We start from the raw sequence: 8330 nt of genomic DNA, 5'->3' as shown, positions 1-8330 counted from the left end.
GCGACATCAACCGCGACACCGTCGACTTCCAGCCGAACTACGACGGCAAGACCACCGAGCCGACGGTCCTGCCCTCGCGCGTGCCGAACCTGCTCATCAACGGTTCGAGCGGCATCGCGGTGGGCATGGCCACGAAGATGCCGCCGCACAACCTCGGCGAGGTCGCCGATGCCATCTACTGGTGCCTCGACAACCCCGAAGCGGACGACGAGACCACTCTCGCCGCCTGCATGGAGCGGATCAAGGGCCCGGATTTCCCGACGCAGGGCTTCATCGTCGGCGAGCAGGGGATCCGCGATGCCTACACCACGGGGCGTGGCTCGATCCGCATGCGCGGCAAGACCTCCATCGAGGAGGAGAACGGCCGCACGGTCATCGTCATCACGGAGCTGCCCTACGAGGTCAACCCGGACAACATGATCGAGTCGATCGCCATTCAGGTGCGCGATGGCAAGATCGCCGGCATCGCGAAGATCGAGGACCACTCCTCGGACCGCGTGGGCATGCGCATCGTTGTCACGCTCAAGCGCGACGCGGTGGCGAAGGTCGTGCTCAACAACCTCTACAAGCACTCCTCGCTGCAGACCTCCTTCGGCGCCAACATGCTGTCGATCGTCGACGGCGTCCCGCGCACCCTCCGCCTCGATCAACTGATCCGCCTCTACGTGGCGCACCAGATAGAGGTCATCGTGCGGCGTACGCGCTACCTCCTCGACGAGGCCGAGCGCCGGGCCCACATCCTGCGCGGCCTGGTCAAGGCGCTCGACGCGCTCGACGAGGTCATCGCGCTCATCCGCCGCTCGCCGACGGTCGACGACGCCCGCCAGGGTCTCATCGATCTCCTGGATATCGACGCGGACCAGGCGCAGGCCATCCTCGACATGCAACTCCGCCGCCTCGCGGCCCTCGAGCGGCAGAAGATCATCGACGAGCTCGCCGAGATCGAGAAGACGATCGCCGACCTCAAGGACATCCTCGACCGCCCCGAGCGCCAGCGGCAGATCGTCGCCGACGAGCTCGCCGAGATCGTGGGCAAGTACGGCGACGAGCGGCTCACGCAGATCGTGCCGGCAGACGGGGACGTCACGGACGAGGACCTCATCGCGCGCGAGGACGTGGTCGTCACCATCACGGAGACCGGCTACGCGAAGCGCACCCGCACGGACCTGTACCGCTCGCAGAAGCGCGGCGGCAAGGGCGTGCGCGGCGCGGAGCTCAAGCAGGACGACATCGTCCGCCATTTCTTCATCTCCTCCACCCACGACTGGCTCCTCGTGTTCACGACGAAGGGCCGTGTGTACCGGCTCAAGGCTTACGAGCTTCCCGAGGCCAACCGCACGGCGCGCGGGCAGCACATCGCTAACCTCCTCGAGTTCGGTCCCGAGGAGCGCATCGCCAGCATCATCCGGATCAAGGGCTACGACGACGCCCCGTACCTCGTGCTCTCCACGAAGAACGGCCTGGTCAAGAAGACGGACCTGGAGAAGTACGACTCTCCCCGCTCCGGCGGGCTCATCGCGGTCAACCTGCGTGACGGCGACGAGCTCATCGGCGCGGCCCTCGCCTCCGCGGACGACGACATCCTGCTCGTCTCCGCCGAGGGCCAGTCGATCCGCTTCCATGCGTCCGATGACGTGCTGCGGCCCATGGGGCGCGCGACGTCCGGCGTCATGGGCATGCGGTTCAACGACGGCGACCACCTGCTCTCCATGCAGGTCGTCCGCGCGGAGTTCGACGAGGACGACCTGTTCCTCCTCGTGGCCACGGAGAAGGGCTACTCGAAGCGCACGTCGCTGTCCGAGTACTCGGCGCAGAACCGCGGTGGCAAGGGCGTGCTCACGGTCCAGTACGACAAGAAGCGCGGCAAGCTGGTCGGAGCGCTGATCTGCGAGCTCGCCGACGAGCTGTACGCGATCACGTCCTCGGGCGGCGTGATCCGCACGCTGGCCAAGCAGGTGCGCAAGGCGGGCCGACAGACCAAGGGTGTCCGCCTGATGAACCTCGCGGACGGCGATAGCCTGTTGGCAATCGCACGCAACGCGGACGAGCCCGATGTCGACGAGCAGCTCGAGCTCGACGGCGACGGTTCCGGCAAGAAGTAGGAGTTCGGATGAGCGAAACGCCGAAGGGTCCCTCGGGGACGGCTGGGGCCGAATCCCGCACGAGGTCGTTCAATGCCAGCGAGGGCGGCCCGGGCGGGGTGTCCAGCGCCCCGGCCGCAGGGGCCGCGGGGGCTCCCGGGCCCGTCGTCGCCCAGTCGCGGCGCGTGCGGCGCGGGCCGCTGCAGTCGACCGTGATCCTGCGGCGCATCGACCCGTGGAGCGCGTTCACGACGATCCTGTCGCTGATGTTCGCCCTGTTCGTCATCTGGATGGTCGCCGTGGGCGTGCTCTACCTGCTGCTGTCCGGCATGGGCGTGTGGGACCGACTCGGTGGCGCGCTCTCCGACGTGGTCGGCGATGGTTCCGCCTCGGTCGTGGGGCTCGGGAACATCCTGCTCTACGCCGCCGGCGTGGGCCTGCTCAACGTGGTGCTTTGGTCGATTCTCGCCACCATCGGGGTCTTCATCTACAACCTGTCGGCCGGCTTTACCGGCGGCGGGATCCAGGTGACTCTCGCCGACCGCGACCGGCAGTGATGCCGTTGCCGGCGGCCCCCGCGGAGGGCCGCCGGCGGCGGGGCAGAGGCGATTTGGTTTCGGCAGATAGCGTCCGGTAGATTAATCGCTTGTTGCACGGTACGTCCGCGCACGGGCCTATAGCTCAGGTGGTTAGAGCGCCAAACTGATAATTTGGAGGTCGGAGGTTCAAGTCCTCCTAGGCCCACCAGCCAAAAGGCGCCGGTATCGCACTCGTTGCGGGCCGGCGTTTCGGCTAATGGGGAGTGCTAGTTCCCCGCGCGGGGCCTTAGCTCAGTTGGTAGAGCGCTGCCTTTGCAAGGCAGATGTCAGGGGTTCGAATCCCCTAGGCTCCACAAAAGTAGATTCCCCGGCCCGGGTGTGGGCCGGGGAATTTTTTATGCGCCGTTCGGTAGCTCGTCCGCGGCTGTGGGCGGCTCGGCTACCTTTGTGTCCATGGATCAGCGCGCCGAGAGCCGGGAGTTCCTCATGACCCGGCGGGCAAAACTTACTCCCGCCGACGCGGGCCTCCCGGATTTCGGCGGCACCCGCCGCGTCCCCGGCCTGCGCCGCGAGGAGGTCGCCCTGCTCGCCGGAATCAGCGCCGAGTACTACACGCGCCTCGAGCGCAATGGCCTCGCCGGCATCTCCGACGGGATCCTCGACGCGCTCGTGCGCGCGCTCCAGCTCGACGCCGCCGAGCGCGAGCACCTCTTCGACCTCGCCCGGGCTGCGGGCCCCGCGCCGAAATCGCTGCGCAAGGCGCCAGGGGAGGTCTCCGATAGCCTCCGGCGCCTGTTGGACGGGATGACGGCGGCGCCGGCCTTTATCCGCAACGGGCGCCTCGATATCTTGGCGATCAATCCGCTCGGCGAGCTTCTCTACTCCGAGGTGTTCGAGGGCGACGAGCGACCGGTGAACCTCGCGCGCTTCTGCTTCCTCTCTGACGGCGCCCATCGGCTGTATCCGGACTGGGAGAAAGCCGCGGAGATCACGGTCGCGCTGCTCCACACCGAGGCCGGGCGCTACCCAGACGATGACCGCCTCGCGGAGCTGGTCCGCGAGCTCTCCGCGCGCTCGGACGTGTTCCGGACGCTGTTCGCGCGGCACGACGTGCGGCTGCATCAGAGCGGTTACAAGGATTTTCGCCACCCGGAGGTCGGCGATCTCCACCTGAGCATGGACGCTCTGCAGGTCTCGGCCCAGGCGGGCCTGACCTTCACGGCGTACAGCGCCGAGCCAGGCACGCCTTCCGAGCCGCGGATGCGGCGCCTCGCCGAGATGGCGCAGGGGGCGCGCGCCGCGCATTGACGCCGCTGGTCTGGGCGCGCCCGGCGGCACGACAAGCTGCCCGGCGCTTCTGCACGGGGAAACGTCCCATTGCACGCGCTTAGGAGGGTGTGCAAAGGGACGTTTCCCCGTGCAAAGGCGATCGGCACTGTCGAGGGGCCCACGGCCGCTGCCGATTCGGGGGCCTGCGGAGTCGGCGAACTCCTCGATGATTGCGATTGCCAGCCGATGCGGCGCCAGCCAGCGGTGCGTTCTCCGGCTCTCCGGGCCGCCGAGAGAGCGGGCCGGGCGGCGCGGCCCGCTACCGGGAGGTTTGCACGGCGTTCCGCCGGTTTGCATGAGCTTAGGAAGTCGTGCAAACGGGATTAACCTCGTTCAAACTCCGAAAAAGGGTCGTGCAAACACGCGGCACCTCGTGCAAACCACGGAGGAGGCTGGACCGGAGGCGAGCTGAAGAATGCCCGCGCCCCGCGCCTACTTCCCGCTGTACACCGGGAACGCGGCGCTCCCCCCGTAGTCCCTGTCGTCGAGACTCCGCAGCGCGGTCATGTCCTCGTCCGAAATGACGAAGTCGACCTCAGCGTTCGAGCGCATGTGCTCCGGGTTCGCCGTCTTAGGCAGCGAAACCGTCCCGAGCTGGAGCGTGTAGCGAATGCACAGCTGCGGCACGGTGACCTCGTACTTCTCGGCCATCGCCTGCACGTCGGCATTGTCGAGGATCTCGCCGTGCGCGATCGGCGAATAGGCCTCGACGAGGATGCCCTTGTCCGAACAGTAGGACAGGAGCGAGGTCGGGGTGTTGCCCGCGTGCACCAGCAGCTGGTTCACGTGAGGCGTGACCTCGGCGGTCTCGAGCAGCGCGTCGACATCGGATTCGAGGAAGTTCGACACCCCGATCGTCCGGATCTTGTCCGCGGCGTGCGCCTCCTCGAGCGCCTTCCATGCCTGGCGGTTGCCTTCGGAGTAGTCGCCTTCGCGGAACTCGTCCCACGGCTGCGGCGAGTGGATCAGCATCAGGTCGACGTAGTCGAGCCCCATGGTCTCGAGGGACTTGTCGATCGCCGCCACCGCGCCCTCGTAATCCTTGATCTCCGCGGCGAGCTTCGTGGACACGAAGAGCTCCTCGCGGGGCACCGACGCCGAGCGCACGCCCTCGCCGACGCCGAGCTCGTTCCCGTAGGCCTGCGCGGTATCGATGTTGCGATAGCCGATCTCGACCGCGGCGCGGACGGCCTCCGCGGCCTTGTCGTCGTCGATAAACCAGGTCCCGAGCCCGAGCTTGGGGATGGGTGTTCCGCCGGTCAGCGTGTAGGTCTCGTCGAAAATTGTCATCGTCGTCTCTAACCTCGTATTTCTCTCTACTCTCGCGATCAGTTGTCTTCGCTCAGCTGCCCGTACTGCTCGTCGCTCACCGGCTCGAGCCACTCGTTGCGCACGTCCTCGCCCGGGGTAACGAACGCCAGGTGGCTGAACCACGAATCGGCCTTCGCCCCGTGCCAGTGCTTGATGCCGGCGGGCACGCGGATCGCCGTTCCGGGCACCATGCTCACGGCGGCCTCGCCCTCGGCCTGGTACCAGCCGGAACCGGCGGTGCACAGGAGGATCTGGTCCCCGCCGCCGTTGGTGCCGTGATGGATGTGCCAGTTGTTTCGGCACGACGGCTCGAAGGTCACGTTGGACACGGGAACGGTGCCGTCAGTAAGAGGCGCGAGGTAACTCTGGCCGATGAAGTACTCGGCGAAGGCATCGTTGGGCTCGCCGGTGGGGAACATCTGGTCGTAGACGTTGTCGCTGTCGCTCATTCTCACTCCTTCACAGACGTGGCGCTGTGGGCGTGTACCCGCACACGCTTCCACGCTATGCCGAGCGCGGGGAACGTGGCAGTCCCTGCCGGTACCCCTTAGCCGCCGGGCCTGGCTGGCCGCAGGTAATGCGCATTCGATGTGGGGTAAGCGCCGGTCGGCTAGACGGGGCCCACCCAGAGCTTGCCCACCCAGAGCTTGCCCACCCGGGGCTCGCACGCCCACAGCTTGTACTCCTGGATGACGGCGCACGTTGCGACCCAAATGGCGGCCGCCCGACGAGAGGAGAAAGTATGAGCGAGCAGAACTCCGAGCAAAATAGCGGCTGGACCGGCGGGAAGAGCGCCTTCGGCGACTTCGCCCCCGGCATCGTGCACTACACCGACAAGGTCCTCTTCGACGAGGTGTGGGAGCGCGAAGGGCTGTCCAAGCGGGACCGGAGCCTGGTGACCATCTCTGCGCTCACCGCGCTGGGGAAGATGGATCAGCTGCGGTTCCACCTCGCATTCGCCAGGGAGAACGGGGTCACGGACGACGAGCTCGAGGAGGCGCTGTTGCAGCTCGCGTTCTACTCGGGCTGGCCCAGCGGCATGGGGGCGACGTCGATTCTCAAGGAGATCGTCGAGAGCGAGGACTGAGGCGCCACCGCGCCCGCGGCCTCCGCAGTCAGGGTCGGGAGGGCATCTCCGCCAGGATCCACTCAGCCAGTGGCACCGAGAACCCCGGGTTCTGGCCGGTGTAGAGGTTCCCGTCGACCACCACATACGGGCGCAGCGGCATGAGCTTCTTCGAGTACTCGATCCCGACGGAGACGAGCGCGTCCTGGAGGTACCACTTCGCCTTCCAGCCGAACGGGTTGAGCCGCTCCTCGACGTTGGAGAGCGCCGTGATTCGGCGGCCGGCGAAGGCGTTGGAGCCGTCGGGCTTCTTCGCCGCGAGCATGGCCGCGGGGGAGTGGCACACGAGCTCGAGCGGGCGGCCGGACTCGAGGCGGCGGCTGAGCAGCGCGCCGGAGACGGCGTCGTCGGCGAGGTCCTGCATGGGGCCGTGGCCGCCGGGGATCGCGATGGTGATCTCCCAGCCGGCCTCCCGGAGGATCCGGTGGGGCTAGGCGAGCTCCTCGGCCCAGTACCCGGCCGGGTGCTCGGTCCCGTCCTTGAGCGTCCAGTGATCGGCGGCGGAGACGACGAAGAGCGCGGTGGTCATCGGAGGTCTTTCCGGCGTGCGGCGGTCGCGGTCGGAGTTGACGCTACGCGCGAGAGGAACTCCTCGGCGCCGTCGACCACGGCGCGGTATCGCGGACCGGCGAAGACGTCGAAGCCGTGATTCGCGGCCGGGAACTCTACATATGTGACGGCGGAGGGCGAACCCGCCCGGAGGTCCCGGACCAGGTCGCGGGCGCTGCGCACGGAGATGAAGCTGTCGTGGCCGCCGTGCACCACGAGGACCGGAGGCGCTGCGCTCGCCGGGTAATCCGCGGGCAGCGACGACGGCTCCTCGCCCCGCGCGCCGCCGTAGTAGCGGCCGTAGTATCCGTACAGCCCGATAGCGCCCGAAACCCGTGTGTCCGCGCCCTCGAAGCCGGGCTGGAACTCCGGACGGTTCCCGGTGAGCGCGCACATCGCCGCGATGTGGCCGCCCGCGGAGCTCCCGGCCACGGCGAGGGTGTCGCCCCCGGCGCCGAGCTCCGCCGCGTGCTCGCGGACCCATGCGATCGCCCGCTTGGCATCAATCAGGTGCCCAGGAAAACCCGTCGTCGGCCGCAGCGCGTAGTTCGCCGAGACGACCACCCACCCGGCCTGCGCCATCCGGTACCACAGGTGCCGGGACTCGAAATGCTTGTCACCGCCACTGAATCCGCCGCCGTGGAAATAGACGAGGACCGGCGCGCCGGGCGGCGTGGATCGGTGGCGGTAGACGTCGAGGCGATGGGCACGTCCGCCGTCAGGGGAGTAGGGCAGGTCGCGCCGGCGCTCGACCCCGCGCGGGCGCAGCGGCAGCGGGAGCAGCGCGGACCACGATGCGCGGCGGGCACCGGCCGGGAGTCCTACCTCGCGCGCGACGATCGCCCGGTCGCGGACCGTCCGCACGTAGACGAGGAGGAAGCCCGCGGTGACGGCGCACGCCGCCCCCGCCCCGAGCCAGCGGCCCGGCGCGCCGGAGTCGTCGATGGCGAGAGCCCGCACCATGGGGATCGCGAACACGACGAGCAGGACGAGCGGGATCTCGTTCGCCGCGACGGAGAGGAGGAACGCGGCGCGCGCGAGCGGAACCGGGCGCATCGGCGGCCGCAGCGCCGCCGCCACGAGCATGGCCCACACCGCGATGCTGATCCAGTAGCCGATCGACATCGACGCTCCTCGCTTCCCGGTCGGGAATGGTTGGGGGATGTCGCCAATTCTCGCCGCTCGGCCGGGAGCCGGGGCGGGATCGGGGAACCAGCCGCGGGAATCTAGAACACGTTCTAGTATTTCGGGCATGAACAGCGCCGAAGACCAGGGCCCGAACGCCGAAACCGCCGACCCCGGTACCGCCGGTTCTGGCAACACTGCGCCGGAGACCGTCGACGTCCTCGTCCTCGGCAGCGGCGTCGCCGGGATCTGCGCGGCGATCGAGGCGCG

7 protein-coding genes, 2 tRNA genes and 1 pseudogene are annotated in these 8330 nt (G+C 68.3%); 6 read left to right on the top strand and 4 right to left on the bottom strand.

Going from position 1 to position 8330, the window contains the following annotated elements; all coding sequences use genetic code 11:
• The 5 genes from gyrA to V7E05_RS12185 form a co-directional block, all read left to right on the top strand.
• A partial coding sequence (gene gyrA / locus V7E05_RS12205) for a DNA gyrase subunit A (RefSeq protein ID WP_333619920.1) occupies positions 1-2102 on the top strand: 2102 nt, incomplete at its 5' end.
• Positions 2103-2110: 8 nt separating this feature from the next.
• A complete protein-coding gene (locus tag V7E05_RS12200; RefSeq protein ID WP_333619919.1) occupies positions 2111-2638 on the top strand; it encodes a DUF3566 domain-containing protein in 528 nt (175 codons plus the stop codon).
• A gap of 113 nt (positions 2639-2751) precedes the next feature.
• Positions 2752-2828 (top strand) — tRNA-Ile (locus V7E05_RS12195).
• Positions 2829-2900: 72 nt separating this feature from the next.
• Positions 2901-2973 (top strand) — tRNA-Ala (locus V7E05_RS12190).
• 100 nt (positions 2974-3073) lie between these two features.
• The gene (locus V7E05_RS12185; RefSeq protein ID WP_333619918.1) at positions 3074-3928 is read left to right on the top strand and encodes a helix-turn-helix domain-containing protein; all 855 of its coding nucleotides are present in this window, start codon (positions 3074-3076) and stop codon (positions 3926-3928) included.
• Positions 3929-4381: 453 nt separating this feature from the next.
• On the opposite strand, the gene V7E05_RS12180 is transcribed toward V7E05_RS12185, so the two are convergent.
• Positions 4382-5239: an aldo/keto reductase gene (locus V7E05_RS12180; protein WP_333619917.1), complete on the bottom strand. Its 858-nt coding sequence runs from the start codon at positions 5237-5239 to the stop codon at positions 4382-4384.
• A gap of 38 nt (positions 5240-5277) precedes the next feature.
• Positions 5278-5709 carry a cupin domain-containing protein gene (locus V7E05_RS12175; RefSeq protein ID WP_333619916.1) on the bottom strand — a complete coding sequence of 144 codons (432 nt, stop codon included), beginning with the start codon at positions 5707-5709 and terminating at the stop codon, positions 5278-5280.
• Between the two features lie 293 nt (positions 5710-6002).
• Between V7E05_RS12175 and V7E05_RS12170 the strand changes: the two genes are divergently transcribed.
• Entirely contained in the window at positions 6003-6347 is a 345-nt protein-coding gene (locus V7E05_RS12170) for a carboxymuconolactone decarboxylase family protein (RefSeq protein WP_333619915.1), read from the top strand.
• 28 nt (positions 6348-6375) lie between these two features.
• On the opposite strand, the pseudogene V7E05_RS12165 reads toward V7E05_RS12170, so the two are convergent.
• Both V7E05_RS12165 and V7E05_RS12160 read right to left on the bottom strand, forming a co-directional pair.
• Positions 6376-6915 (bottom strand): annotated as a pseudogene (locus tag V7E05_RS12165) (DJ-1/PfpI family protein).
• Positions 6912-8060, bottom strand: a complete 1149-nt coding sequence (locus V7E05_RS12160; RefSeq protein WP_333619914.1) for an alpha/beta hydrolase — start codon at positions 8058-8060, stop codon at positions 6912-6914. The pseudogene V7E05_RS12165 and the gene V7E05_RS12160 overlap by 4 nt, the downstream one beginning before the upstream one ends.
• Positions 8061-8330: the final 270 nt, after the last annotated feature.

The organism is Dietzia sp. (assembly GCF_036741115.1).
Taxonomy (GTDB): Bacteria; Actinomycetota; Actinomycetes; order Mycobacteriales; family Mycobacteriaceae; genus Dietzia.
Note: the sequence above shows the minus strand (reverse complement) of the source record. Positions and strands in the feature narration are given on the sequence as shown.